The sequence below is a fragment of the Caballeronia sp. LjRoot31 genome (assembly GCF_964253885.1).
Classification (GTDB): Bacteria; Pseudomonadota; Gammaproteobacteria; order Burkholderiales; family Burkholderiaceae; genus Caballeronia.
Window position 1 is genome coordinate 428,534 of record NZ_CAXURX020000002.1, and the last position, 21,977, is coordinate 450,510.

The window sequence follows — 21,977 nt, forward strand, 5'->3', positions numbered from 1 at the left end:
CGGATCGGGCTTCCTTATCTTGCCTTTTCTGCCTGCGCTTCGATTGCTTGCAGCGCATTTCAAACTGTGAAAAAGCGGCCGCATTCGCGGCCGCTTTTCATTCCCCGCGCAGTAATGATGCGTCAAAAGTTTTCTGATTGTTCACGTTTATGGGTTGTTTCCGAAATCGCTCGAAAGTGTTTCATTAATTAGGAATTATCCAGTTAGGAATGCTAGTTTCTGCGTGCTAACATGCCGCGCGATTTCGGATTCCAGATCATTTTCAAGATCCAGGTCGAAGGCTTGAGGCGAATAAGGTGGCTGTGAAAATCGGGTAACTGTCTGATGGCCCATCCAGTACGCATTTGTCTCGATATTTCAGTCACACGTCAATTTAAGAATGGTAAACAAGATGTCCAATAAACTAATCGCTGCAGGTCTGTTGTCAATCGGCGCGCTCGCTGGCTGCTCTACTGCTTCGGGCCCGACTTTCAACGCCAACGAGATCCAGACGGCCAATGGCGCGCAGGTTTATCGCGTTGAATGTCATGGTTTGTTCGAAGGCGTGGCAGCATGCGTGAAGCAGGCGCAGAAAATTTGCGGCGACAAGCCCGCGTACAAGCTCGAAACCATGGAACGCCTGCGTGCCGCCCCGTCTGAAGACGCGGCCGATCCGCGTATCCTGACGTTCCAGTGTGGCGCGCCCGCGCAGCCGGAAGTCGCACCGGCGCCCGCACCGGCTCCGGTGCCGCAGGCCGCGCCGGAAATGCCCCGCCAGATCGATTTGAGCGGCGACGCGAATTTCGCTACCGACAGCGCCACGCTGACGGAAAAGGCGAGCAACACGCTCGACGAGTTCGTGTCTGCTGCCCAAGGCGTGACGTTGCGCCAGGTCGCAGTGGCGGGCTACACGGATTCGACGGGTTCTGCAACGCATAACCGTCAGTTGTCGCAACGCCGTGCGGAATCGGTGATGCAGTATTTGAAGAGCCATGGCCTGCGTTCGCAAAACTACACGGCGCAAGGGTTTGGCGCGGCGAATCCGGTCGCATCGAACTCGACCGTCGCTGGCCGTGCAAAGAATCGCCGCGTCGAAATTCGCGTCAGCACGCAGCAATAATCGGTGTAGCTGTTTCAACGCCCCGGACGCTGTTTCCAGGCGTCCAGAAGCGTAAAACCCCCGCAGGCGCGTTGCGCCTGCGGGGGTTTTTTTGATGCCCATATTCGATCTATCGGTTGCGTTTCAGAACAAGGTGAGTTGCGCGCGTCCCGGGCCGCCTTCAAGGGTCAGCAGATGTTGCTTGCGCTCGACGCCGCCCGCGTAGCCGGTCAGCTCTCCATCGGCGCCTATCACGCGATGACACGGCACGATGATCCCCACGGGATTGCGCCCGTTCGCTCCGCCCACGGCTCGCGACGCCCCCGCGGCCACGCCCATCCGGCGCGCAAGATCTCCATAGGTCCAGGAGGTGCCGAACGGGATCTCTTGCAATGCCGCCCATACACGCTGCTGGAACTCGGTGCCATTGAGCCGCAACGGTACGGAAAACACCGTGCGCTCACCGGCGAAGTACTCGGCGACCTGTTCCTTCGCCGCCATGATCGCGCGTGACTTCGGCGTTCCCGTATCGATGAGACCGGCGGGGAAGTGCTTCTGGCCGACGAAGAACAATCCCGTCAGGTAGTCGTCCTCCGCGCGATACGCGAGGTGGCCCAGCGGACTCGGTGCAATGTGGCATTCGCTCAAGATACGTCTCCGGCCAATTTTCTTAACACTCAGATGAACGGATTATCCGTCTTGCCCGCTGGCTTTGGCGGTTCATCGGCGAGTTTCACGGGTAAGCCTGCGTCATTCTGCAAGGCATCGACGATAGCGTTCACCGCCTTTTGCAGCGCGAGCGCCGTGCTCAAGCCGGTCTTGTCGCGTGCAATTTCCAGGTCGCCGGAAATGGAGAGGCGCGCGGTGTCGTTGGCTATCACGAGTGCGTCGCCGTTGATGTTGAGCGTATCGGTATCGTTGGCAAATGGCTTAAACACCTTTCAGTCCTCCAATGCGTTGGTCTTTCAGCGTGTCCGGAATGCCTGGAAATTGCAGCCCGCTCATGGCTTCAAGTTCATGGACCGTCTTGACCGTGTATTCGTTCGTCGGCGTGTTGTCGACCACCACGGCGAACGCCAGGTCGCGGCCCGGTAGATACACTACCTTATACAATTGCGTGGGCACGAGCACATGCGACTCACCAATAGTCTGCAACTGCCGTCCGGAAAACAGGGGCCCCGTGACCACGTAGGCATCGCCGGATTGCTCTACCAGCCGTCGCACGGACTGTTCTATGCGCGACCAGATGCGCCGGTTGTTCGATGGATTTTGCGGGACGACGTTCGCGAGCGAAAACGATTCCGCCATGCTTTGCTTATTCCAGCGATCACCGGCCGGGCTCATGTGGCCGCGATCGTAGCCGCTCTTCTTGTAGTCCGAGAGCGTGGCGCTGTTGCCGGGCGGCAGTTTTTTATCGACGAAAAAACGGTTGGTCCGGGTGTTGTCGCGGGCATCGTCCATGTGCTCCGCCGTCAAGTGTTCCGCCGACCACAACGGCCCGTGTGTCACGCCGGAATGCAGGACAGCGAAGTCGGAGTAACAGAGTTGCTGCGTCGAGACGCGCATCTTCGCATTGGCGACAATGGGCGCGCGGCCACCGGGGCTGAACTGGGAACAGTCGTTGGCCGCGAAGGCGTTGAGGGACAAGGTAGCGCCGAGCGCGGCCAGTAATGGTGCAACATACGGTGCAAAAAGCGTGAAGCGGATTTTCATGCGGCGTGCGGGAGTTGGGTTTCGTCGAGGCGGGAGTATAAGGCGCTGGGGACCATCACGCGACGATGAGATCGGTGGTATCGACGGTATCCATGCTGTCGGCGGCCAAGACACGCAAAACGCGCACGCGATAAAATTCCCCCGCCGTCGCCGCGCGCATGCGTGCATCGTGGGGCCGCGACGGTCCCATCCGACTTTGCTGATTTTTCCCTTGTTTTCCATTTGCGAGCTTCCGCGCCCATGACTTCGATTAGCCGCATGCTTTGTGCTGTTTTAGCTTTAGCCGTATCGATTGCATCGCCCGCTTTCGCCGATGAGCCCGCGTCCTCGCCATCGGTCGCTTCATCTCCGGCACCGTCCGACAACGACGGGCCTGCGTACGGCCCCGAACTCCAGGGCTTCGACTATCCATATCCGGTCGGCCGGTTCGCGATTTCATCGCAGCGGCAAATCGTACGCATGGCGTATATGGACGTCGCGCCCAAGCGTCCTAACGGACGGACCGTCGTCCTCCTGCACGGCAAGAACTTTTGCGCGGCGACGTGGAAGGAGAGCATCGACGTGCTCACCGAAGCGGGGTATCGCGTGATTGCGCCGGACCAGATCGGCTTTTGCAAATCGACCAAGCCGGTGCGGTATCAGTACACGTTCCAGCAACTGGCGCGCAATACGCACGCGTTGCTTGCGGCGCTTGGCGTAAAGAAGGCGACGCTCGTCGCGCATTCCACGGGCGGCATGATTGCGGTGCGATATGCGTTGATGTATCCGCAAGAGACCGAGCAGCTTGTGCTGGTGAATCCGATCGGGCTGGAGGACTGGAAGGCGAAGGGCGTACCGTCCATTTCGATCGATGACTGGTACGCGCGCGAGTTGAAGACCAGCGCAGACAGCATTCGCAAATACGAGCAAGCCACGTATTACGCAGGTCACTGGGACGCACGTTACGAGCCGTGGGTGCAGATGCTGGCGGGAATGTATCGCGGGCCGGGCAAGGACGTTGTCGCCTGGAATTCGGCCTTGCTCTACGACATGATTTACACGCAGCCGGTCGTGTATGAATTCGGGCAGATCAGGACGCCGACGTTATTGCTGATCGGCGATAAGGACACAACCGCGATTGGCAAGGATCTCGCGCCGCCGGAGATCCGGCCGACGCTCGGGCGTTATCCGGAGCTGGCTAAACGCGCGGTGGAGGCGATTCCCGGTGCGAAGCTGGTCGAGTTTGCGGAGTTGGGGCATGCGCCACAGATGCAGGACCCGCGCGCGTTTCATCAGGCGTTGCTCGCCGGGCTGGCGGCGCTTGGTGAGAATGGCAATTGAGCGGGTGCTGATAGAACCGCTTATAGAAACCACCGGTCAATCCCTCGTGCACATGAAACCATGAAGACGTTCCTGCTGTATGTCGTGACCGCCATCGCCGAGATAGTGGGCTGCTATTTCCCTTACCGATGGTTGAAGGAGGGCGGTTCGCCCTGGCTTCTCATCCCCGGTGCGCTGGCGCTCGCACTCTTCGCATGGTTGCTCACCCTGCATGCCAGCGCCGCCGGCCGCGTGTATGCCGCGTACGGCGGCGTGTATATCGCCGTGGCGATCATGTGGCTATGGATCGTCGAACGGATTCGCCCGACAAGCTGGGATCTTGCCGGCGTCGCGATCGCGCTGGCCGGCATGAGCGTGATCGCGTTTCAGCCGCGCGGGTGAGATCGCAGGCCGGAGCGACGCTAGGCGTCGAACCGGTCAGGCCTCCAGCGCCAGCAACGCAAACGTCGCGAGCCAGTGCTCGCCCATGTAGTCACCCGCCACATGCGCCAGGCCTTCTGCAAGGTGAGCGTTCGCTGTGGCGTCAAGCAAGCCGATACGCACGTCGCCCGCCGGCAGCCCACGTGCGAGTGAACGCTGGCACCACGCGCGGCTGAGATTCAGGCCGTCGAGGTGGGCGAGCTTGCCGTCGCTGCGATCGGTCACGGTGGCCGGCACGAACAACGTCGCGGGTTCGCTCTCGCTCAAGCGGGGCAGGAAGCGATCGAACCAGCCGGCGAATTCGGCTGCGGGCAACACTCGGTGCATCAATTCAGCCTCCATCAGCGACGACGATAAAAACTCATCGCCGCCCGGTTCCCACGCCTGACAACCCGCATCGTTCAGATACCAGCGGCGCGCGGTATCGGCGATCAGCGTTTCGAACGCCGTGTCACCCACCTGACGCGCGTAACCGATAGCCAGCGTCAGCGCGAACGCCGTATTGAAATGCGTGCCCACTCGCAGCGGATACGTCAATTTCGGCAGGTACTCCGTGAAACGTTCGACAAACGCGTGCGCGAGCGGCGCCAATGCCACGGACCAGCGTTGGCCTTCCGTTGACTGCATCGAGTGAAGCTGGCCAGCAAGCGAGAGCAGCCACGCCCAGCCGTACGGACGCTCGAAACCACGTGCCTCCGGACGCTGCAAGTACGCGACTTCGGCGGCGACGTTGGTATCGGTGAAATGCGAGTCGATCAACGCGCGAATTTCCGGTGCTTCCGGCAACGCGGGGAAGCGGTCGACAAGCCGCGCGATCAGCCAGTAGCCGTGCACGCACGAGTGCCAGTCGAAGCTGCCGTAGAAGATCGGATGGAGGGCGCGTGGGCCTTGTGCATCGGCGGCGCTGCCCATCACGTGGTCGAGCTTGTTCGGGTATTCGCGGGTGAGGTGGCCAAGTGCGAGCCGGGCGAATTTCGATGCCAGGGCGGCATCGAGCGTGTGCTGCGTTTGATGGGACTGCGGGTTCATGCGGTTCTCCAGAAAAACCAGGCGTCCGCAATTATGGCAAAGACTTCGGCTCAGGGGCCGCATGAATGGAGAGCCGCAACACGGTGCCAGGGCACTGTTTTCGGTTACTTAGGGTAATGAATAAATTCTTTCAATTTTGAAAATTGTAAGGTTCGTTCTGAACGTTTCATGCTTCCCATTGGCTGCAAACCGTTGATCCAATGGGAATTCAAAGCTGAAAAAGGTTTTGCGAAATTTCGCTCAATTCGTTTTCTGACAAAAACTTGTTCACCGATGTGCGGTGGGCTTCGTTGGAACGCTCAGGCAACTAACCTGGCTGGCATCGCGTCGAGTGCGGCCACGGTTCTGCGCAGTCCCTCGAAGATACGGTCCGCGACCTTGGCCGGAAAACCCTGCGGCAGCTCAGCCGACACACGCTCGATAACACCGGGCGTCTGTGCAATCAGCCGCTCGATGATCGGCTCCGCATCCTGTCCATACGAGCATCGCGGCGCCATTGCGTTGAAGTGGCGGCGCTGGATATCGCGAAAAGCGTAGTGGCGGTTCTTGCCCGACACAGCCATGGCAAGCCGGGCCCTGAACCACGACCACTGGTTCGCTCCCTTCCCCTCGACCGGCCAGATGGACATGACGTCATAAAGCGGAGTCAGTCGATATCGTCCGCCCGCGAGAAGCCGGATGCTGAAGTTCTTCGCGTGCCCGTCCGGGGCCGCCAGCAGCCAGAAGAGGATCTGCGTGGTCAGCAGCGTTTCAACGTCCTTCCTAGCCGTCTCGGACTGCTGGAGCACTTGCGCCAGATCGATCACGCCCGGGCCGCCTTCGTTCTCATACTTCTTATGCGAGGGCAGCCCCATCACCTGGCAAAAGTCCTCTTGCGGCAACCTCAAGATCCACTTGCCGCTTGAGTGCATCTGGCGGTCGAAGCGTTTTACGTTCAGCACGCGTTGCTTGCCGAAGGTCTTGATCTCCGTTTCAGCGACCGGTACGCCATAGGCCTGCAGGAGATGCATGCACAGCCATTCGTTTTCCACCGATGTGGTGAGGTCCGCGCGCCGGTTGCCTACCAGGCCGAGCGGAAGCTTCAGGATATGCGTGGTAGGCGTGGCGCCGTGGGGTTTCATCCACTGGCCTTCGTGCCAGAGAAGCGCCGTCTTTTCCTGCGCGCCGGCGAGGGAAATCCGGAAGTCGTCTTCGTCGTCCTGGGGGCCAAAAGTGCCGCTGCCCGCAGTCTGGTTCAGAAGAGTCTCGATTTCCCTTTCACTGAGCGGGGTGCCATCGATCTGTTCGACACCGGTGGGCTGCTCGTCGATGCCCAAAAGCTGGACCGCGCCGACGCAGTCCCGGCCAATGGCCTGCAACAGATCAAATGCATCTAGCGTATCCGTCCGGAATCGCTGGCCGATTCGCTTTCGAATGACTTCGCTGTCCGGCAGCAGGTTGTCGAAGTAGTTAAGTACGCGCTCGCCTTTGAGCGGGGCGTTATCGAGCGGGATGGGGAGCGACAGCGAAAGGGGGCGGCCAATGTCGGAGGCGGCCCACTCAGGGTCGTAGGCGAGTTCCATCGGGCCGCGAGTGGGGATGCGCCAGATGCCCATCCGTACGCCGTTGACCCATACCGACAGCGCTCGGGAATGTGGCTTGCGTCCTGCCATTACCACTCCAGCGCAGGCGCGGGGGAGGATGGAGCAGAGGAATCCTTGTCCAGAACCAGGAGTTGCAGCTCGTATGCACCAAAAAGCGTCAGCAACTGATTGAGTGTCAGCGCGCCGGAATCGGTCTCGAGCGTTGATATGCGACTTTGGCTGATGCCAAGCCTCGCGGCCGCTTCGGCTTGGGTGAGGCCCGCGCGCCGGCGGCCGGCCGCGAGAATCTGACCCATCTGATAAGGCGTTGCGATGGTCTGTTGCATGACAATTATCTCTCACACGAATAAACGCAATTTATTCGTTTGACAGATATTTGTCAATTATTTGTGTGGCAGATATTCGGCAATTATCTGTCACACGCATAATTGTCATTTATTCGTGTGAGAGATATTTTTCACAAGCCGCTCCGACATCGCACGATGCCGAGTGTTGAGCAGACTGAGTGGATCTAGCTTCCGCTTCCTGAGTCCTCAATTCCGCGCACTTCTTTTCACGCGGGGTTGCCCTTAAACCACGCGTTTTGTGTCGATTCTGCGGGTTTTTACCGCCTGCATAGACAAAACGCGCATTATTGAGATAACGGTAAGATTGCGGTCAGATGCCCACCTAGGCGACGCCCCTGATCACGATCCGGCTCGTCGCCGTGATGACGGGCTCGCCAGGACCTAAGCGTCAAGCGCATGTGGCCCGCTGCGCGGCGTTTGCGAGTCCGTCTGCTTGGAGACTAGCCCATGGAAGATTTCGATGAAACGCTGTACCTCGTGTGGCAAGCCAACCTGAATGTGCTTGCAGGCTCGCCGGCTGGCGGCGCGAGGATTGCCCGCATGATGAGTTTTTCCCCGTCGTACATGAAACTGATCCTGGCCGGAAGGCGTGATTTCAGTGAGGAGTTCGTGCGCGGGGTGGAAACCGTCACCGGCTTGCCGCCGCGCTGGCTGGACGAGCGCCGCGACCAGCGCGACATTCCGCCCGAGACCCAGCGCGCAATGGATGAGGAAACGCCCGCTGCCGTTTTTCGCGGCAATGCGCACCCGGCGCCCAAGCGGCCCGTCCTGCGTGGGCCGGAGCCGCTCCTCTCTCAGATGGAGGCGACCCGGCGCATCGCCGACCAGGCGCTCCAGCAAGTGGAGACGCATCGGCGGGACCAGATGTTCCGGCGCAACCGCGACCTGTTATTGGCCGACCTGCGCCGCGTGGAGCGACAGCTTTCGATGGTCCAGCTCGATGGCATCAATGCGAAGGCGGAGGATTTGCGCGTGTCGGGAAAACTGGACGACCCGGTGAAGGCCGATCTTGCCGGACGGATCGAGCAGATCGACAAACACCGGGCAATGCTGATGCAGCATGTGGAGAAGCTGGCCCTGCTACTGACCGGTCTCGACGACTAGAGCGGGCTAACGCGTCCGCTTGCCGTGGCTGTCGTGATCGTTGCGAGGCTTCGGCTCGGGCGCAGGTTCATGGTCGACCGAGATCGCGACCGGATCACTTGCGGGAAAACTCTCGTCCAGCGCTTCGTCCAGGGCGGCCTCGCGATGATTTGCGTCTACCGGCGCTTCCGGCTTGCTGTGCGGTGGTGTTTTCGCTTGCGGCATGGCAACGCTCCTTCAATGGACCGGCAGGTTTTCACTATAGCAGCGCGACGGTGCGCGCGTTGTCATGCACCGGCGTCGACGCCGGTACGCATGCCGCGATACGCCGCTGGCCGCACCCCCGTCCACTTCCTGAATGCGCGATGAAATGCGCTGGGTTCTGCGAACCCGAGCGCATGCGCGATTTCCCCGATAGTCTGCGTCGTGTCGGCGAGCCGCGCGATGGCGAGATCGCGCCGCAACGCATCGCGGATCGACTGATAGGTCTCGCCCTCTTGTTTCAGGCGGCGTCTCAACGTGGCTTCGGCCATGTTCAGCGCCGCCGCAATGCCTTCGCTATCCGGCCAGTCGATGGGCGGCGCCGACCGCAATTTGCGGCGAATCCGCGCGGCGAGCGAATCGGGATTGCGATATTTCACGATGAAATTGGCCGGCGCCTCGCGTAGGAAAACCTTCAGCGTGGCGGCCGTCTGAACAACTGGCAACATGACGCAGTCCGGCGCGAGATCGACATACGACGCGGGCTGGTCGAAGAACATTGCGTCGCAGAACATCAGCCGGTATTCGGCGGCTGCCGCCGGTTCCGGGCAGCGCAGATGCGCGGCCAGCACCGGAATGCGACGGCCGGCCAGCCAGCACAACAAACCATAGATCATGATGAACGCGGTTGCGTAAGCGAACATCGGGCGGGGTGAGCGGGTTTCAATACCGGTGTCGACGAGGCGAATTCTTACGCGCGTGGGGCCGGTGTCGATTTCGCATCGCAGGTCGTCCAGCACGAGCCGCAGGAAACCCGCGATGCGGGTCAGCGCCTGCCCAGCGTCGCGCGAACCCAGCGCCGCATGACAAAGCAGCGCGAAGCTGCCACGGCGCATCGGATGGCTGTCCTGGCCGAAGAATTCGTCGTCGAGCACATCTGCGACGGCGCTCCACAAGCGGCCGTATTGCGCCGCCGATACACGGGCGAGCGGTGCTGCGAGCGTGGCGGGGTTGATGCCCGCTCGCTCCAGTAACGCGACGCGTGCCACGCCACGACGCTCGGCGCACCGCAGTGCTTCTTCGACGAAATCTCCCGCTATGGTCCCGCGTTCGTTGCCTTGGCCACGCGGCGTCCTGGGAGCGGGCGGAGCCGCGGTCACGGCCGGCCGGGGCCGTTGAACATGCGGGTTTTTCGGTGTTGGGGTAGTCGTTGGGGTAGTCACTAGGTGGCGCATTCGCTCAGGAAGCTTGATCGTTTCAGGCATCGGCAGACGGGCGCGTCGCGCCTAGAATCTGGCGTGAGGCAATTTGCCATTCGCTTCACGCCTAAGCGCAGCAGTGTAAGCCCAGTGCGTTCCCCTGTATTTCACACGAGCCAGACCATCATGATCGACAGCTTCCTGACCGATGACCAACGCATGATCCGTGACGCCGCGCGCGACTTCGCCACCGAAGTGCTGGCGCCGCACGCGGGCCAGTGGGACCGCGATGCCGCTTTGCCGGACGAAGTGGTGCGGCAACTCGGCGAGCTCGGCTTGCTTGGCATGATCGTGCCCGCGGAGTGGGGCGGTACGTTCACTGATTACGTGGCCTATGCGTTGGCTATCGAAGAAATCGCCGCGGGTTGTGCCTCGTGTTCCACGCTGATGGCCGTGCACAATTCTGTCGGCTGCGGACCGATTCTGGCGTTCGGCACTGAAGCGCAAAAAGCTGAATATCTGCCGAAACTGGCAACCGGCGAGATGATCGGCGCGTTTTGCCTGACCGAGCCGCAAGCCGGATCGGAGGCTAATAATTTGAAGACGCGCGCTATCGAACGCGACGGCCAGTGGGTGCTTTCCGGCGCGAAGCAGTTCACGACGAACGGCGCGCGCGCGGGCATGGCGATCGTGTTCGCCGTTACCGATCCGGAGCTTGGGAAAAAGGGTTTGTCGGCATTCATCGTACCGACGAATACACCGGGCTTTAACGTCGGGCGACCCGAGCACAAGATGGGCATCCGCGCCTCGGACACCTGCCCGATTTCACTCGAGGACTGTACGATTCCTGCGGCCAACCTGCTGGGCGCGCGCGGCGAAGGGTTGAAGATCGCGTTGGCTAATCTGGAGGGTGGGCGGATTGGTATCGCCGCGCAGGCGGTGGGCATTGCGCGTGCGGCCTTCGACGCGGCGCGCACTTATTCGCATGAGCGCGTGCAGTTCGGCAAGCCGATCAAGGAGCATCAGTCGGTAGCCAACCTTCTCGCCGATATGCAGACCAGCCTGAACGCGGCGCGTCTGCTTGTGTTGCACGCCGCGCGCATGCGCACCGAAGGTTTGCCGTGCCTGAGCGAAGCGTCGCAGGCGAAGCTGTTTGCATCGGAGATGGCGGAGCGGGTTTGCTCGCAGGCTATCCAGATTCACGGCGGTTATGGGTATCTGGAAGACTATCCGGTCGAGCGTCATTATCGCGATGCTCGCATCACGCAGATCTACGAAGGCACGAGCGAAGTGCAGCGCATGGTGATCGCGCGGCAGCTTTAGAGTGCACGGAGATTCAGTGTGACGATGTCTAAACCACGCTGATTGACGCGGTCAGTTCGGACGGTTCGAAAGCGGCGAAGCCTTGTATGAAGGCTTCGCCGCTTTTTATTGCTCCCGGATAGGCTCACCGCTCGCATCCTGCAGGTTCTCACCGGTCGTCGTATTTCGATCCTGGAAAGAAAACGAATGCCCGGGGAGTCGATGATCAAATCCAGAACGAGGATATTTATAAGGATAGCTATCTATTTAACAATCGCTCGTGCAATGAAAGAGGCAATCTGTTTCTCGTGACAGTCGGCGGCTGATTTCTTCAGGTTTCGTCCGGAATTGTTCAGACCAGAAGGCGGTGAGCAGGGGCACATTCATAGGTGTATACCCCAAACCTCTTGCGTTGAAGTTATCGATATACCGATAATGTTGTCATGGATGTGAAAACTGCAGTGCGCGTCTTTGACGTGATCAACCTGTTTGCCGAAGTCCGGCAGCCGATGATCTACAGCGAGATTGCGCGTCGAACCGAAATCCCTTTGTCGAGTTGTCATGCGCTTTTGCAGACGATGGTGGCGAAGGGTTATCTCTACGCGCCGGGCGTAAAAGCAGGTTATTACCCGACGCAGCGCTTGTTGCATGTCGCCCGCGACATTTGCAGCGAGGACCCGCTGACGCTGCTGTTCCAGCCGTTGCTGACAGCGTTGCGTGACGCGACGGGCGAAACAGCTGCGCTCGCGACGCTCGCGGGCACTCGGGTGGTCTATCTGGACGTCATGGAATCACGCCAGAAGATTCGCTACAGCGACGAACCTGGCGGCTTCATGTACGTCCACGCCAGCGCGGCAGGCAAGGCGCTGCTCGGCGCGTTGCCGGTGGATGCACGCCGGCGCCTGCTCGACAATTGCGAGCCGCTGAGCGCATCGACGGACGGTTCGGTGATCGATCGCGCGGCGCTGGAGGTTGAAGTGGAGCAGGGCGTGACGCTTGGCTGGCATCGTTCGACCGGAGAGAACGTCGAGGACGTTGCAGGCCTTGCGAAGGGATTCTCGATCCACGGTGAAGCGTTCGCGCTTGTTATCGGCGGCCCGAAGGCGCGCTTGCTGAAGAACCAGGAGCACGCGGTCACGGCGCTCCTCGATATTTTCGACCGGATACCGCAGACGTTGATCGGCTAGCGGCTGTGATGATGTTGGTCGCGCCGACGGCTCAAGACGTCGTGCAAGGAGAAGAACATGCAGGATCAGAGGCGCTGGAAGAACCGGCCTGACGGTTCAAACTGGGGCGATTTCGGCCCAGACGATCAACTCGGACGACCGAACCTGATCACCACGGAACAAGTGCTGAAAGGTGCGCGCGAGATTCGTGCGGGCCTGAGTTTCTGCCTGTCGCTGCCGCTCGATTATCCGGGCGACAGCAAGCTGAATGTGCGTCGCCATCCTCCGGTTTTGCGGCCCACGACCAAGGATGGCCTGTCCTATGTGAACTTTCCGTTCGCGCGCCTGGAGGAGCAGGCGACCGACGTGGTCAGCGACGATCAAGTTCTGATGAGCCTGCAATATTCCACCCAATGGGACTCGCTTGCGCATGTGGGCGCGCTCTTCGACGCCGACGGCGACGGCGTGGCGGAAAGCGTCTACTACAACGGCTACAAGGCGAACACGGACATAGTCGGGCCAATGGAATACCGTCGCGACGACGCGTTTGCGCCGCACGTCTGTGGTAACGAACATAGCCACGCAGAAGCGCTCGGTATCGAAAATCTCGCAGTGAAGGGCATGCAGGGACGCGGCGTTCTTGTCGATCTCGTGGCGCATTACGGGCGCGAGCATCGTACCGTGGGTTACGACGACCTGATGTTCGCCATTGACGCAGACAAGGTACAGATCGATCGCGGCGATATGCTGCTGCTGCGCACCGGGTTCGCTGAACTGGTGCTGGAAATGAACCGTCATCCCGATGAAGCCGTGCTCAACAGTCAGTGCTGCGCACTCGACGGCCGCGACCAGCGGCTGTTGCAGTGGCTGACCGATTCGGGCATTGCCGCGCTGGTGGCGGACAACTATGCGGTCGAACGTTATCCGGCGCGTCCGGCGGAAGGTCACTATCCGCTGATGCCGCTGCATCATCATTGTTTGTTCAAGCTCGGCTTACCGCTCGGCGAGCTCTGGTATTTGCGCGATCTGGCGGCATGGTTGCGTGCCAACGCTCGTTCACACTTCATGCTCACGGCACCGCCGCTGCGTCTGCCGGGCGCAATGGGTTCGCCCGTGACGCCGATCGCAACCGTCTGATTTCATAAAGCACACGATATGACACGAGAACGAGTTTTGATTACCGGCGGCGCGGCCGGAATCGGTGCGGCCTGCGCCGAACGCTGTGAAGCAGACGGCTTCGAAGCCGTTGTGATTGACCGGGTGGGCAGCGGGTTTATCGCTGATCTTTCGGATACCGAAGCAACGGCGAAGGCACTCGATCAGGCGCTCGCGGGAGGCCCGATCACGCGGTTGGTCAACAATGTCGGCGTGGTGGTACCGGCCGGCGCAGGTGAGCAAAGTCTCGAAGAACTCGAGCTCGCGTGGTCCCTGAACGTGCGTTGCGCCATGCAGTGCATGCAGGCGCTGCTGCCGGGCATGCAGGCCGCGGGTTTTGGCCGTATCGTGAACATGTCTTCGCGCGCGGCGCTGGGCAAGGAACTACGCACTGCGTACTCGGCGACCAAGGCCGCGTTGATCGGCATGACACGCGTATGGGCCCTCGAACTCGGCCGTCATGGCATCACGGCGAACGCGATTGGCCCTGGCCCGATCCGCACTGAGCTCTTCGATCGCGCGAACCCGCCGGACAGTCCCCGTACGCGGGCGATTGTGGAAAGCGTGCCGGTGAAACGCGTGGGCACGCCGGAAGATATCGCGCATGCCGTGTCCTATTTCCTCGATGCCCGCAGCGGTTTTGTCACCGGCCAGGTGCTCTATGTATGTGGCGGAATGACGGTCGGCGTGGCGGGAGTCTGAGATGAGCATGGCTGATATCCGGCGTGTGGCGATCGTGGGGGCGGGGAGCATTGGCGTTGCGTTCGCCGTGGTGTTTGCGCGCGCGGGATGGCCCGTGCGCCTGTTCGATCCAGAGGTGTCGCGCCGCGATGCTGCACCGGGAGAGATCGGGCAGCGCCTGAATGAACTAGCGCGTTTTGGATTGCTCGACGAGGCCGCTGACACGGTGGCGGCGCGGGTCCAGATGGCAGCGTCCATAGAAATAGCGGTTGCCGACGCGGATTTCGTGCAGGAGTGCGCACCCGAGCGGGTGGACATCAAGCGTGCGCTGTTTGCGCAACTCGATGCTGCCGCGCCCGCGAAGGCGATCTTCGCCAGCGCTTCATCGGCTCTGACGGCATCAAGCTTTGTTGATGACTTGGCCGGCAGGCATCGTTGCCTGATTGCGCATCCGGGCAATCCACCCTACTTGATTCCCGTGATCGAGATTGTGCCCGCGCCTTTTACCGCGCCTGACGTCACGACACGCACGCTGCAGCTTTTCCGCGATGCCGGCCTGCAACCCGTGCTGGTATCGAAAGAAGTCGAGGGGTTCGTCTTCAACCGATTGCAGGGCGCAGTGCTGCGCGAAGCGTATTGCCTGGTCCGCGACGGCGTTGCGACCGTCGAGGACATCGACACGGTCATGCGTGACGGCCTCGGCTTGCGGTGGTCCGTGATTGGACCATTCGAAACGGTGGACCTGAATACGCGCGGCGGCATCAGTTCGCACGCGCAGAAGATGGGGCCTGCATACGAACGGATGGGCGCGGAACGCGGCCAGCACGATCCGTGGACACCGGAGCTGGTCGAGAAGGTGGCTGCGGCAAGACGCGCGGCGGTGCCGCTTGAACAATGGGAAGAACGCGTGGCATGGCGCGACCGCGCATTAATGGCGCTGGCCCGCCACCGGCGGTTGGTGGCTTCAGACAACGATTCCTGAGAGCCGAGCCACCGGCCTCTTTGCGGCGAGAACGTGACTTTAAATTTTGCTTAACTAAATAATACGATAGAGACATTGCAATGCAGAAAATAACGGGATTCTTCACTGAACTGATGCGCAAGTATTTGCCAGATCCGTTTGTATTTGCGATCGGGCTGACCCTTCTCACCATGATCCTTGCCGTATTGGTGCAGGGTCAGGGCATCGTGGCGCTGACAACAAGCTGGGGCAAGGGCTTCTGGACGTTGCTCGCGTTCACCACGCAAATGGCCGTGATCCTGGCGATGGGTTACGTGCTCGCGACCGCACCGCTGACTGAGCGATTCCTCGATCGCATCGTGATGCGAGTGCATGATCCGCGTATGGCGATCATTGTTGCCACGCTGGTGGGCGGCATCGGCAGTTATCTCAACTGGGGCTTCGGGCTGGTGATCGGCGGCATTGTCGCGCGCAAGCTGGCGCTCAGTGTGAAGGGCGTGCATTACCCTTTGATCATTGCGTCGGCCTATAGCGGTTTCACGCTTTACGGTCTCGGATTATCGGCAAGCATTCCCGTGCTCATCTCAACCAAAGGTCACCCGATGGAAGCGCAGATGGGCGTGATTCCGCTCTCGGAAACCATCTTTTCTCCGACCATGCTCGTGACCAGCCTGGTCGTGCTGATCACGCTGCCCTTGCTCAATGCATGGCTGCATCCGAAGCCGGGCCAGCCTGTGACCGAGATTGACCGCACGCTTGAGGAGCGCACGCGAGCAGCCCAAGCGGCTGTTCCCGCCGACGCCGGCGACGAACACACGTTCGCCAGCCGCCTGAACAACAGCCGCTTGCTGAGCGGCTTGATTGGATTGATCGGCGTGGTCTACGTGGTGCTGTATTTCCACGGCGGCGGCACGATGGATCTGAACCTCATCAACTTCATCATCCTGTTTCTCGGCATCATCTTGCTGGGCACGCCGATCCGTTACGTCGAGAAACTCAACGAAGGCATCCGCACGATCAGCGGCATCATCCTGCAATATCCGTTTTACGCGGGCATCATGGCGATCATGGCGTCGTCGGGACTGGTCAACACGTTTTCGGAGTTCTTCGTCAAGATCGCGACGCCGCATACGTTGCCGTTCTGGGGCCTCATCAGCTCGTTCTTCATCAATTTCTTCGCACCTTCAGGCGGCGGTCACTGGGTCATCCAGGGGCCGTTCATGATCGAGGCGGCGAAGGCGATTGGCGCGTCCGTGGGGCATACGGCCACTGCGGTCATGCTCGGCAACGCCTGGAACGACCTGATCCAGCCGTTCTGGATCCTGCCGGCGCTCGCGTTGTCGAAGCTCAAGCTGAAGGACATCATGGGTTATACCGTCATCATGATGTTCTGGATCGGTATTGTTTATACCGTCGCGATTCTTTCGTGGGGCTAGGCGGTTCAATCATCTTCCGGAGGTCCGATCATGTTGTTCCTGGTTCATATGGTGGTACAGATTCCCCTCGATGCCGACACCGAGCTCATCGATAGCCTGAAGGCCGACGAGAAAGCGTTCTCGCAAAAACTGCAGCACGAAGGAAAGTGGCGTCACTTGTGGCGCGTGGCTGGGCAGTACGCGAACTACAGCGTCCTCGACGTCGGGTCCAACGACGAGCTCCATACGTTGCTTAGCTCGCTGCCGCTCTTTCCTTACATGGCGATCCAGGTCACGCCGCTTGCGCAGCATCCGTCGGCTATCGCGCAGAACTAGAACCGAGTTCGATAAAAGGAGTGTCATGGCGTTCATTATCGAAACGTGGGACAAGCCCGGTCACGCATCGGTGCGCATTCAAGAGCGCGACGTGCACCTGGCCTATCTCGAAGCGAACAAGGCACTGTTGCTTGCGTGCGGCGCGAAACTCCAGGACGACGGCAGTAACGCGGGCGGCGGCTTGTATGTAGTCGACCTCGAGACGCGTGAGGAAGTCGAACGTTTCATCGCGAACGACCCATTCGCGCTTGCCGGTTTATTCGAGCGCGTGACGATTACACGCTGGCGCAAGGCCTATGTAGACGGCAAGGGTTATTTATAGGCCGTGCTGCATTGCTTTCATGCGGCTCGCCATGGTTCGACCCGGCAAGCGGCGTGACGCTCGGCAAGCCAAACAAATCTTTCAATATCATTTCCGCTGGCTGACTGTTCTGCGCGTGTTCCCGCCGCTGCGGCTTATCTGTTTCTTGACGCAATCTTGACGCAAGCATCCTGTCCTGGCGGCCGATCTGCCAAGGCGGTGGTACCGACGCGCAAACACGCGGGGTGCACGGCAAGAAAACGCGCTTTCCGATACCCTGCAGTATTCGTAGGTAACGACTATCTCACTTCGCTGAGTCCGTTCACCCTTGCTTCAAGGAGCACGAAGCCATGCAGACCAAAACAGTCAGGATTCCCGGCCCCGATCACCCCATCACGATCGAGCCCAACCCGGCGCGGATCACCGTCACGATCGGCGGGCGTGTCGTTGCAGATACCCGCGAGGCACTGACGTTGCGCGAAGCGTCGTACCCGGCGGTTCAGTACATTCCGCGTAAGGACGTCGACATGTCGCTGTTGCAGCGCACCGACCACGCGACCTATTGCCCGTACAAAGGGGACTGCTCGTACTACAGCATCCCGCTGGGTGGCGAACGTTCCGTGAACGCGGTATGGACCTATGAAGACACCTATCCCGCGGTCGCCCAGATCAAGGACCATCTGGCTTTCTATACGGATCGGGTAGACAAGTTCGACGTGCAACCGGCCGGCTGACACAGGCATGCGGCGTCGCCCGCGCGGCCGCATGCATCGGCGACGCCACACGCTTGCCCAAAGACAAAAGACTGACCAAGCCGTCCTTGATCGATAGCCGTTCGTGCACGCTTTTGCCATTCGACGTATTTTATCGATGACGCCACGAGCGCAGCGTTTGCCTTGGCCGTCGAGGCACTTCTATCAACGCTGGAACGGAATCCCATGACCCCCCAACGCCGCTTGCGGCTCGGCGCTTTCATGCGCCCGGCCACCATTCATACTGGAGCCTGGCGCTACCCCGGTGCATTCCCGGACGCCAACTTCAATTTCGCCCATCTCAAGCGTTTTGCGCAGACGCTGGAGCGTGGTCGTTTCGATGCCTTCTTCATGGCAGACCATCTAGCCGTGCTCAACATGTCTACCCAGGCGTTGAGGCGAAGTCACACAGCCACATCATTCGAGCCGCTGACATTGTTGTCGGCGCTCGCCGCGGTGACCGAGCGCATCGGCCTGATCGCGACAGCGTCCACCACGTTCGACGAGCCTTACCACGTCGCGCGCCGCTTTGCCTCGCTCGACCACTTGAGCGGTGGGCGCGCTGGCTGGAACCTCGTCACCACGGCCAATCCGGACGCGGCGCTCAACTTCGGTCTGGAAGAACATGTGGAGCACGGCGAGCGATATCGGCGGGGCCGCGAGTTCTTCGATGTCGTGACCGGTCTCTGGGATAGCTGGGCTGACGACGCCTTCATTCGCGACGTTGAAAGCGGCACGTTCTTCGATCCCGCCAAGATGCATGTGCTGAACCACAAGGGCGAGAACCTGTCGGTGCGTGGGCCGCTCAATATTGCGCGACCCGTGCAGGGCTGGCCGGTCATCGTGCAGGCGGGGTCGTCGGAGGCGGGGCGGCAGATCGCGGCCGAGACGGCGGAAGCGGTATTTACCGCGCAGACCACGCTAGCAGACGGTCAGCGGTTTTACGCCGATATCAAAGGACGGATGGCGAAACTCGGGAGAAATCCCGAGCATCTCAAGATTTTGCCGGCGGCGTTCGTCGTGGTCGGTGACTCGTTGGACGATGCGCGGGAAAAGCGGGCGCGCCTCGATAGCCTTGTTCATTACGACAGCGGCATCGCCTCACTCTCGATCATGCTTGGTCACGATGTCTCAGGCTTCGATCCGGACGGGCCGTTGCCCGAGATACCTGAAACCAATGCAAGCAAAAGTGCCCGTGAGCGCGTGATCGACTGGGCCAGCCGCGACAATCTCACGATCCGCCAGCTTGCGCAGCGGGTCGGCGGTTATTCGGGGCTTGAAATGGTCGGCACGCCCAGGATGATTGCGGACCAGATGGAGCAATGGCTCGTGGAGGACGGATCGGATGGTTTCAACGTGATGTTCCCCTATCTGCCGGGCGGACTCGACGATTTCGTCGACAAGGTCGTGCCCGAACTGCAGGCAAGAGACATCTTTCGACGTGAATATGAAGGCGTCACCCTGCGAGAGAATCTTGGATTGCCGAGGCCCGAGAACCGTTTTTTCAAGGCATGAAGAACGGATGACGCTGTCTGGCTGAGGCGTCATCGGGAAACAAACGTTTCTTTTCGCCAATTGTTTCGCACGCCTGAATATGATTCCATCGTCCGGTGGAAAATGGCGCGAACAGGCAAGCGGCAACGAATACTGCGTCGAGCCGGAGCGCGCCTGTGCCATTCCGGTTCTGCATTAAGATTGATGTCCCGGGGGTGCCTGTAGGGTGCCTATAGTCACCCCATCACAGGACAAACGAAGGTCATGGGACATTCACAGGCAGAGAAGGCGGCTACGCATCAGCGAATCGTCGATGTGGCGGCACGACGCTTCCGGGAACTTGGGCTGGACGGCATTGGTGTTGCCGACGTCATGAAGGAAGCCGGCATGACGGTCGGCGGTTTCTACAAGCATTTTGAATCGCGCGACGAACTCGTGACCGAGGCGCTCGAGGTTGCATTCAAAAGCCTGGACGTATGGGAAGCACGTGCAGAAAACCTCGCGCAAGCGGTACGCGATTACCTGAGCGAGGCGCATCGGGATGCCCCTGGCCAAGGCTGTGCGCTGGGCGCGTTGCTGGGTGATGTCGGGCGCAGCAATGACGCCACGCGTGAGGTATTCACTGAAAGGGTCAAGCACAATCTCGCATTCTCCGAGGGTTTGCTCGATATCGCGGACCCGGCTGAGCGCCGCGCCCGCGCAATGCTGCAGTTGAGCGCCTGTCTCGGCGCGATCGGGTTGGCGAGAGCAGTCTCTGACCCGGCTTTGTCGAAGGAGATCCTGGACAGCGTCGCCGGGCAACTGATGCCCTTGTTGCCAGGGGCGCCGGCTTGAAGGACACGCGTCGACACGCGTCGACGCGCGTAGCGCTACAGAAGGGCGTATACCGGTTTATTGGAAACAATTCTTGAAGCGGTGCGTGCATTACATTACATTCGACCCGTTGTCTGCCGGTCGGTCATCGAACATGGATCCGGGTGGCCGGCAATCGAATGCTGAATCGTGCTCTTTGGAGATTGACGATGAAAGTGCTTAACCTGATTTGCGTATCCGCAGTCTTGCTTGGCGTGTCCGGCATGGCCGCGGCGCAGGGCAACGGCAACGGTGGTTCAGGCGGCGGCAACGCGCATGGCGCTGCAACGGCCGGTCCGACCACCGGGGGTGACAATAGCTCCACGCCGGGAAGTTCGAGAGGCAAGCCCCACCTCTTCAAGCACAAGAAGAAGCCGGTAACCCCCGCTCAATAACGCCGGACGCTGAAATCCAGGCACCACCCGTGTTAGCCGGTGGCGAACACAAAAGGCTGTTGCGACTCGGGAAACCGGGCGTGATGGCCTTTTTTAACCTCTTACGCCGTTCGAATGGCGGATTGCCCGGGAGCGCGCGCTTCGGTCGACCGCATGTTCGATGCAGCTCAGCCTGCAGGATTTTTCAGCGATCATCTGGAAGTTGCCCGACGTTGCCCGTTGCGCTGCGGGGCGCCGGCCGGCGATAGTTTGTCCGGTTTTGATCTTGTTCGTCTTCAACGGCCACGCCCACTCGATATTCCAGTGGGTTAGTATCGGACATACGAGTGTGGGCGCTTTTATCGGGCTTGCGAATATTCGGAAACTGATTTTTCGTGCGAAATTTGAACTCCCGGGAGCGGCGTTGCTCGAATGGGGGCAAACGGTGCGCGGCGCCGCCCTCTGGCATCATGGTGTTACCGAGCGGCGAGAAACGGTAGCATTCGGTCAGCGCAAGTTGTTTCTCCGGGACTCAATGTGAGTCCGACGGCTGCGCACTGTGTAATGCATCAAGATTCCGGCGGATATCTGCCGGAACAGTCTGAAATACTAACGTCAGGTCGAAAGAGAATGGCTACAGAACCCCAGCAGCAAAGTCAGAGCGACGTGCTTAACGCCGCCCGCAAAGAGCGCAAGCGTGTCGCAATTTTTCTCGTGAACGGGGTACGGCTGGTTGGCCACATCGAATCGTTCGACCAGTATCTGGTCATGCTGAGTTCAGCCGCCGGTATCCAGGCGGTGTACAAGCACTCGATTTCGACCATCCAGGAAGACACCGGCAAAGCATTCACTGCGGGTGCGCCACGCACGGGCGCTCCGCGGGACGCGGACTCAAAGCGTCCCGTCGCTATTTCCCATAAACGGCGCTTGCCGACGAATATGGGCGGCGAATGAAATGCCCGGTTCATGCGCCAGGACGAAACCGGCGTGTGAACCACGGTTGCTACGTAAAAGGCCGGTTCAGGTTCGCTGGACCGGCGGACCGGTGAAGGCTTGGGAAGGATGCACAGGAACGCGGCGAACATTGCTGCGCCGGCCCGAATTTACCGCAGAACATGAAAAAAGGCGAAGCCCAATTGGGCTTCGCCTTTTTTCGATTGATTGTCACCATTTTGTCGCCATCTGGCGTGCCGCCCGACGGCGCTTACCAGGTCC

26 protein-coding genes are annotated in these 21,977 nt (G+C 60.3%); 17 read left to right on the forward strand and 9 right to left on the reverse strand.

The window, feature by feature from the left end; all coding sequences use genetic code 11:
* Positions 1–391: 391 nt before the first annotated feature.
* Positions 392–1,099 (forward strand): OmpA family protein, encoded by a 708-nt coding sequence (locus tag ACSQ8V_RS20255; RefSeq protein ID WP_436183404.1) that lies wholly within the window; start codon positions 392–394, stop codon positions 1,097–1,099.
* A gap of 123 nt (positions 1,100–1,222) precedes the next feature.
* On the opposite strand, the gene ACSQ8V_RS20260 is transcribed toward ACSQ8V_RS20255, so the two are convergent.
* From ACSQ8V_RS20260 to ACSQ8V_RS20270, 3 genes are read right to left on the reverse strand one after another with little or no spacing between them, the layout of a single operon-like run.
* On the reverse strand, positions 1,223–1,726 hold the full coding sequence (locus ACSQ8V_RS20260; protein WP_213767967.1) for a methylated-DNA--[protein]-cysteine S-methyltransferase: 504 nt from the start codon (positions 1,724–1,726) through the stop codon (positions 1,223–1,225).
* Between the two features lie 29 nt (positions 1,727–1,755).
* Positions 1,756–2,016, reverse strand: a complete 261-nt coding sequence (locus tag ACSQ8V_RS20265) for a hypothetical protein (protein ID WP_213767968.1) — start codon at positions 2,014–2,016, stop codon at positions 1,756–1,758.
* Entirely contained in the window at positions 2,009–2,791 is a 783-nt protein-coding gene (locus tag ACSQ8V_RS20270; protein WP_213767969.1) for a DNA/RNA non-specific endonuclease, read from the reverse strand. The genes ACSQ8V_RS20265 and ACSQ8V_RS20270 overlap by 8 nt, the downstream gene beginning before the upstream one ends.
* 240 nt (positions 2,792–3,031) lie before the next feature.
* On the opposite strand from ACSQ8V_RS20270, the gene ACSQ8V_RS20275 reads away from it, so the two are divergent.
* Together ACSQ8V_RS20275 and ACSQ8V_RS20280 are read left to right on the forward strand one after the other, a co-directional pair.
* Positions 3,032–4,111: an alpha/beta fold hydrolase gene (locus tag ACSQ8V_RS20275; RefSeq protein WP_436206932.1), complete on the forward strand. Its 1,080-nt coding sequence runs from the start codon at positions 3,032–3,034 to the stop codon at positions 4,109–4,111.
* 60 nt (positions 4,112–4,171) lie between these two features.
* Positions 4,172–4,492 (forward strand): YnfA family protein, encoded by a 321-nt coding sequence (locus ACSQ8V_RS20280; protein WP_213767970.1) that lies wholly within the window; start codon positions 4,172–4,174, stop codon positions 4,490–4,492.
* Between the two features lie 36 nt (positions 4,493–4,528).
* Here ACSQ8V_RS20280 and ACSQ8V_RS20285 read toward each other — a convergent pair whose 3' ends face one another.
* The 3 genes from ACSQ8V_RS20285 to ACSQ8V_RS20295 form a co-directional block, all read right to left on the reverse strand.
* Entirely contained in the window at positions 4,529–5,560 is a 1,032-nt protein-coding gene (locus tag ACSQ8V_RS20285; protein ID WP_436206933.1) for a DUF2891 domain-containing protein, read from the reverse strand.
* Positions 5,561–5,859: 299 nt separating this feature from the next.
* On the reverse strand, positions 5,860–7,212 hold the full coding sequence (locus ACSQ8V_RS20290; protein WP_436206934.1) for a type II toxin-antitoxin system HipA family toxin: 1,353 nt from the start codon (positions 7,210–7,212) through the stop codon (positions 5,860–5,862).
* Positions 7,212–7,469, reverse strand: coding sequence for a helix-turn-helix domain-containing protein (locus tag ACSQ8V_RS20295; RefSeq protein ID WP_436206935.1), 258 nt, complete (start codon positions 7,467–7,469; stop codon positions 7,212–7,214). The genes ACSQ8V_RS20290 and ACSQ8V_RS20295 overlap by 1 nt, the downstream gene beginning before the upstream one ends.
* Positions 7,470–7,937: 468 nt before the next feature.
* Here ACSQ8V_RS20295 and ACSQ8V_RS20300 point away from each other — a divergent pair, with 468 nt between their 5' ends.
* On the forward strand, positions 7,938–8,594 hold the full coding sequence (locus tag ACSQ8V_RS20300; protein WP_436206936.1) for a hypothetical protein: 657 nt from the start codon (positions 7,938–7,940) through the stop codon (positions 8,592–8,594).
* A 6-nt stretch (positions 8,595–8,600) separates the two neighbouring features.
* Here the strand turns inward: ACSQ8V_RS20300 and ACSQ8V_RS20305 are convergent, their stop codons facing one another.
* Together ACSQ8V_RS20305 and ACSQ8V_RS20310 are read right to left on the reverse strand one after the other, a co-directional pair.
* The gene (locus tag ACSQ8V_RS20305) at positions 8,601–8,798 is read right to left on the reverse strand and encodes a hypothetical protein (protein ID WP_213767975.1); all 198 of its coding nucleotides are present in this window, start codon (positions 8,796–8,798) and stop codon (positions 8,601–8,603) included.
* 62 nt (positions 8,799–8,860) lie between these two features.
* Entirely contained in the window at positions 8,861–9,934 is a 1,074-nt protein-coding gene (locus ACSQ8V_RS20310; protein WP_436206937.1) for an AraC family transcriptional regulator, read from the reverse strand.
* 228 nt (positions 9,935–10,162) lie between these two features.
* On the opposite strand from ACSQ8V_RS20310, the gene ACSQ8V_RS20315 reads away from it, so the two are divergent.
* The 12 genes from ACSQ8V_RS20315 (at position 10,163) to ACSQ8V_RS20370 (ending at position 20,783) form a co-directional block, all read left to right on the forward strand.
* Complete coding sequence (locus ACSQ8V_RS20315) at positions 10,163–11,296, forward strand: acyl-CoA dehydrogenase family protein (protein ID WP_436207972.1); 1,134 nt, start codon at positions 10,163–10,165, stop codon at positions 11,294–11,296.
* A 422-nt stretch (positions 11,297–11,718) separates the two neighbouring features.
* Entirely contained in the window at positions 11,719–12,462 is a 744-nt protein-coding gene (locus ACSQ8V_RS20320) for an IclR family transcriptional regulator (RefSeq protein ID WP_213767977.1), read from the forward strand.
* Between the two features lie 57 nt (positions 12,463–12,519).
* Positions 12,520–13,578 (forward strand): cyclase family protein, encoded by a 1,059-nt coding sequence (locus ACSQ8V_RS20325; protein WP_213767978.1) that lies wholly within the window; start codon positions 12,520–12,522, stop codon positions 13,576–13,578.
* A gap of 18 nt (positions 13,579–13,596) precedes the next feature.
* The gene (locus tag ACSQ8V_RS20330; RefSeq protein WP_213767979.1) at positions 13,597–14,298 is read left to right on the forward strand and encodes an SDR family oxidoreductase; all 702 of its coding nucleotides are present in this window, start codon (positions 13,597–13,599) and stop codon (positions 14,296–14,298) included.
* A 1-nt stretch (position 14,299) separates the two neighbouring features.
* Complete coding sequence (locus ACSQ8V_RS20335; RefSeq protein ID WP_436206938.1) at positions 14,300–15,259, forward strand: 3-hydroxyacyl-CoA dehydrogenase; 960 nt, start codon at positions 14,300–14,302, stop codon at positions 15,257–15,259.
* 80 nt (positions 15,260–15,339) lie between these two features.
* Complete coding sequence (locus ACSQ8V_RS20340; protein ID WP_436206939.1) at positions 15,340–16,674, forward strand: short-chain fatty acid transporter; 1,335 nt, start codon at positions 15,340–15,342, stop codon at positions 16,672–16,674.
* Positions 16,675–16,704: 30 nt separating this feature from the next.
* Positions 16,705–16,989, forward strand: coding sequence for a muconolactone Delta-isomerase (gene catC / locus ACSQ8V_RS20345; protein WP_213767982.1), 285 nt, complete (start codon positions 16,705–16,707; stop codon positions 16,987–16,989).
* Between the two features lie 25 nt (positions 16,990–17,014).
* Entirely contained in the window at positions 17,015–17,311 is a 297-nt protein-coding gene (locus ACSQ8V_RS20350; protein ID WP_213767983.1) for a YciI family protein, read from the forward strand.
* Positions 17,312–17,640: 329 nt separating this feature from the next.
* Positions 17,641–18,024 (forward strand): DUF427 domain-containing protein, encoded by a 384-nt coding sequence (locus ACSQ8V_RS20355; RefSeq protein ID WP_436183411.1) that lies wholly within the window; start codon positions 17,641–17,643, stop codon positions 18,022–18,024.
* 204 nt (positions 18,025–18,228) lie between these two features.
* Positions 18,229–19,557, forward strand: coding sequence for an LLM class flavin-dependent oxidoreductase (locus ACSQ8V_RS20360; RefSeq protein ID WP_436206940.1), 1,329 nt, complete (start codon positions 18,229–18,231; stop codon positions 19,555–19,557).
* 243 nt (positions 19,558–19,800) lie between these two features.
* Positions 19,801–20,370 (forward strand): TetR/AcrR family transcriptional regulator, encoded by a 570-nt coding sequence (locus ACSQ8V_RS20365; protein WP_436206941.1) that lies wholly within the window; start codon positions 19,801–19,803, stop codon positions 20,368–20,370.
* Positions 20,371–20,558: 188 nt separating this feature from the next.
* Positions 20,559–20,783 carry a hypothetical protein gene (locus tag ACSQ8V_RS20370; protein WP_436206942.1) on the forward strand — a complete coding sequence of 75 codons (225 nt, stop codon included), beginning with the start codon at positions 20,559–20,561 and terminating at the stop codon, positions 20,781–20,783.
* 184 nt (positions 20,784–20,967) lie between these two features.
* Here the strand turns inward: ACSQ8V_RS20370 and ACSQ8V_RS20375 are convergent, their stop codons facing one another.
* On the reverse strand, positions 20,968–21,234 hold the full coding sequence (locus ACSQ8V_RS20375) for a hypothetical protein (RefSeq protein ID WP_436206943.1): 267 nt from the start codon (positions 21,232–21,234) through the stop codon (positions 20,968–20,970).
* Positions 21,235–21,392: 158 nt separating this feature from the next.
* Between ACSQ8V_RS20375 and hfq the strand changes: the two genes are divergently transcribed.
* Positions 21,393–21,716: an RNA chaperone Hfq gene (hfq, locus tag ACSQ8V_RS20380; protein WP_436183415.1), complete on the forward strand. Its 324-nt coding sequence runs from the start codon at positions 21,393–21,395 to the stop codon at positions 21,714–21,716.
* Positions 21,717–21,977: the final 261 nt, after the last annotated feature.

Bases quoted from the DNA above. Each gene is read 5' to 3' on its own strand.
- ACSQ8V_RS20270 (WP_213767969.1), bottom strand. From the start codon at position 2,791: ATGAAAATCCGCTTCACGCTTTTTGCACCGTATGTTGCACCATTACTG.
- ACSQ8V_RS20305 (WP_213767975.1), bottom strand. From the start codon at position 8,798: ATGCCGCAAGCGAAAACACCACCGCACAGCAAGCCGGAAGCGCCGGTA.
- hfq (WP_436183415.1), top strand. From the start codon at position 21,393: ATGGCTACAGAACCCCAGCAGCAAAGTCAGAGCGACGTGCTTAACGCC.
- ACSQ8V_RS20280 (WP_213767970.1), top strand. From the start codon at position 4,172: ATGAAGACGTTCCTGCTGTATGTCGTGACCGCCATCGCCGAGATAGTG.
- ACSQ8V_RS20330 (WP_213767979.1), top strand. From the start codon at position 13,597: ATGACACGAGAACGAGTTTTGATTACCGGCGGCGCGGCCGGAATCGGT.
- ACSQ8V_RS20355 (WP_436183411.1), top strand. From the start codon at position 17,641: ATGCAGACCAAAACAGTCAGGATTCCCGGCCCCGATCACCCCATCACG.
- ACSQ8V_RS20255 (WP_436183404.1), top strand. From the start codon at position 392: ATGTCCAATAAACTAATCGCTGCAGGTCTGTTGTCAATCGGCGCGCTC.
- ACSQ8V_RS20275 (WP_436206932.1), top strand. From the start codon at position 3,032: ATGACTTCGATTAGCCGCATGCTTTGTGCTGTTTTAGCTTTAGCCGTA.
- ACSQ8V_RS20320 (WP_213767977.1), top strand. From the start codon at position 11,719: ATGGATGTGAAAACTGCAGTGCGCGTCTTTGACGTGATCAACCTGTTT.
- ACSQ8V_RS20365 (WP_436206941.1), top strand. From the start codon at position 19,801: ATGGGACATTCACAGGCAGAGAAGGCGGCTACGCATCAGCGAATCGTC.
- ACSQ8V_RS20335 (WP_436206938.1), top strand. From the start codon at position 14,300: ATGAGCATGGCTGATATCCGGCGTGTGGCGATCGTGGGGGCGGGGAGC.
- ACSQ8V_RS20375 (WP_436206943.1), bottom strand. From the start codon at position 21,234: ATGATGCCAGAGGGCGGCGCCGCGCACCGTTTGCCCCCATTCGAGCAA.
- ACSQ8V_RS20340 (WP_436206939.1), top strand. From the start codon at position 15,340: ATGCAGAAAATAACGGGATTCTTCACTGAACTGATGCGCAAGTATTTG.
- ACSQ8V_RS20325 (WP_213767978.1), top strand. From the start codon at position 12,520: ATGCAGGATCAGAGGCGCTGGAAGAACCGGCCTGACGGTTCAAACTGG.
- ACSQ8V_RS20350 (WP_213767983.1), top strand. From the start codon at position 17,015: ATGGCGTTCATTATCGAAACGTGGGACAAGCCCGGTCACGCATCGGTG.
- ACSQ8V_RS20295 (WP_436206935.1), bottom strand. From the start codon at position 7,469: ATGCAACAGACCATCGCAACGCCTTATCAGATGGGTCAGATTCTCGCG.
- ACSQ8V_RS20360 (WP_436206940.1), top strand. From the start codon at position 18,229: ATGACCCCCCAACGCCGCTTGCGGCTCGGCGCTTTCATGCGCCCGGCC.
- ACSQ8V_RS20370 (WP_436206942.1), top strand. From the start codon at position 20,559: ATGAAAGTGCTTAACCTGATTTGCGTATCCGCAGTCTTGCTTGGCGTG.
- ACSQ8V_RS20285 (WP_436206933.1), bottom strand. From the start codon at position 5,560: ATGAACCCGCAGTCCCATCAAACGCAGCACACGCTCGATGCCGCCCTG.
- ACSQ8V_RS20300 (WP_436206936.1), top strand. From the start codon at position 7,938: ATGGAAGATTTCGATGAAACGCTGTACCTCGTGTGGCAAGCCAACCTG.
- ACSQ8V_RS20290 (WP_436206934.1), bottom strand. From the start codon at position 7,212: ATGGCAGGACGCAAGCCACATTCCCGAGCGCTGTCGGTATGGGTCAAC.
- catC (WP_213767982.1), top strand. From the start codon at position 16,705: ATGTTGTTCCTGGTTCATATGGTGGTACAGATTCCCCTCGATGCCGAC.